Source organism: Mesorhizobium sp. M7A.F.Ca.AU.001.01.1.1 (assembly GCF_004022735.1).
GTDB classification, from domain to species: Bacteria; Pseudomonadota; Alphaproteobacteria; order Rhizobiales; family Rhizobiaceae; genus Mesorhizobium; species Mesorhizobium ciceri.
Genome location: NZ_RZPF01000831.1, coordinates 1 through 2,576 on the forward strand (window position 1 = coordinate 1; position 2,576 = coordinate 2,576).

General features: G+C 61.2%; 2 protein-coding genes. One reads left to right on the forward strand and one right to left on the reverse strand.

Annotated elements, in window-relative coordinates; genetic code table 11:
- The coding region (locus EN884_RS32550) for a response regulator (RefSeq protein WP_128360989.1) at positions 1 to 177 on the reverse strand (177 nt) is incomplete at its 3' end.
- 416 nt (positions 178 to 593) lie between these two features.
- Between EN884_RS32550 and EN884_RS32555 the strand changes: the two genes are divergently transcribed.
- On the forward strand, positions 594 to 2,576 hold a 1,983-nt coding region (locus EN884_RS32555), incomplete at its 3' end, for a ParB/RepB/Spo0J family partition protein (protein ID WP_128360990.1).

Genomic DNA, 2,576 nt, shown 5'->3' on the forward strand with positions numbered 1-2,576 from the left:
GTCCATGCCGGGCATCACGTCGAGCAGCACTACATCGACCTTGCCATTTTCGCAGGTTTCGATGGCGTCGAGTCCGTTGGACGCCGTCAGCACCTCAAAATATTCGGCAAGCAGCCGGACTTCGAGCAATCTCACATTGGCAGGAATGTTATCGACGACAAGGATGCGCGCGGTCATGACGAGATGTTCTCCTGAAGAACGTATTTCGTCGATTGCCCGGCTTGGAGCTGATTGAACACTACCGACGACAATGAATGGCGGCTTCCGGCGTCTTCGACAAGAGCCAGTGAACGTCTCGAACTAGGCGCAAAGCGGCCAATCACGTCGTGGCAATTAGATGCATATGGTTCCAAAAAGGGGGAGATGGTCTTGGCCATCTCTCCCCCGCGAATGCCGCCTGCGCAAAGCGGGGCCGCCCGCTCGCAAGGCGGCGAATGACCGACATCCTCTGACTTGGTCCGAGCCGCCCCGCTCGACGCGCAGCCCAGCTCCGCTCGCCGGCATTCGCCCCCCTCTCTGCCGCGCGCTCACGCGCCCCCGGAAGGCATGCCGAGGGGCATGCCTTCGGCATGTAACGTGAAAGGACCAGAACCATGACGACCAATGAAACGAGCGCGAAGACCGGAACCGCCAGCGCGAGCGGCACGGAAGTTTTCATTCCGCTGAACAAGCTCAAGAAGTCGCCTCGCAATGCGCGCAAGATGCCGCACAGCGAAGCGATCATCGAGGCCTACGCGGCCAGCATCGCCGCCAAGGGCATCCTGCAAAACCTTGTGATTGAGCCGGAGTTCGACGGCGAGGGCGCGGAAACAGGGTTCTACTTCGTCACCATCGGCGAGGGCCGCAGGCTGGCGCAGTTACTGCGTGTGAAGCGCAAGCAGATCAAGAAGACCGAGCCGATCCGCTGCGTCATCGACACCGTCAACGATGCGCATGAGATCAGCCTGGACGAGAACATCACCCGCGAGGACATGCACCCCGCAGATCAGTTCGAGGCGTTCCGCGACCTTCACGAGAACAAGGGATGGGGTGCGGAGGCAATCGCCGCCCGCTTCGGCATTACCGCACATGTCGTGCGGCAGCGCCTGCGGCTTGGCGCGGTCAGTCCCAAGTTGATGCAGGTCTACCGCGAGGGCGATTTGACCCTCGATCAGCTGATGGCTTTCGCCATCACGGACGATCATGCCCGGCAGGAACAGGTTTTCGAAAGCCTCACCTACAATCGCGAGCCCTACGTCATCCGCCGCGAACTGACGCGGACGCATGTTGCGGCGAACGACCGCCGCGCCGTCTTCATCGGCGCGGAAGCCTACATGGAAGCCGGCGGTGCCATCCTGCGCGACCTGTTCACCGAGGATCGCGGCGGCTTCTACGAGGATGCCGCTTTGCTCGACCGCTTGGTGATTGAGAAGCTGCAAGGCATCTCTGAAACCGTCAGGCAGGCCGAGGGTTGGAAATGTGCAGATGTCCATATCGACTTCCCCCACGCAAACGGCTTGCGCCGTACCTACCCACAGCCGGTGGATTTGTCGGAGGAAGACAAAGCTGCCTACGCAAGGGCATCCGACGAGTTCAACCGGCTCACAGATGAATGGAATAGCGCCGAGGAACTGCCGGACGATGTTGATCAGCGTTTCGGCAAACTTGAAGCCGAGATCGAGCGCATCGACGCTCTGCGTCACGCCTACGATGCTGATATTGTTTCGCGTGGTGGCGTGTTCGTCGTGCTTTCCCATGATGGAGCGGCGCGCATCGAACGAGGTTTCATCCGCGCCGAGGATGAGCAGGTGGGACCGGAAGCGGAAACGCTTCCAGACGGCGAGGACTACGCCGTCAATGACGATGGCGAGATCATCGAAGACGGAAGCGGTTCGGATTCCGATGGTGGCAGCCACGAAGAAGCGGAGGATGATGGCAAGCCGTTGTCGGACCTTCTTATTCGCGACTTGACCGCTTATCGTACGCTTGGGCTTCGCCTTGCGCTTGGCGAACAGCCGGACATTGCCCTTGTTGCGGTTACCCATACGCTTGCGGCGCAGACCTTCTATCAGGGTGCTGATGCCCACTGCCTCGAAATCCGCCCAACCAGCGTCTACCTCGCCGGTCACGCGGACGGCATCGAAGATACGGCGGCAGGCAAGGCATTGGCAGATCGACATGCGGAGTGGGCTGCGGACATGCCTCGCGATGTGGCCGACCTGTGGGGCTTCATCGCCTCACTCGACCACGCCAGCGTCATGGCGTTGTTCGCCCATTGCGCCTCGCTCACCGTCAATGCCGTAAAGCAGCCTTGGGAGCGCAAGCCTTGCGCCCACGAGACAGCGAACAGGCTGGCGACAGCGGTCAACCTCGACATGACAGCACATTGGACGCCAAGCGTCCGGACGTATCTCGGGCGCATCACCAAGGCACATATCCTCGACGCCGTGCGCGAAGCTGCCAGCGAAGACGCGGCAGAGAGGCTGTCGGACCTGAAAAAGCAGCCAATGGCGGAGGCCGCCGAGCAGTTGCTCGCCGGGACTGGATGGCTACCTGCGCTCTTGCGCACCGAGCAACCTGCGATGTCGGTTGAACGG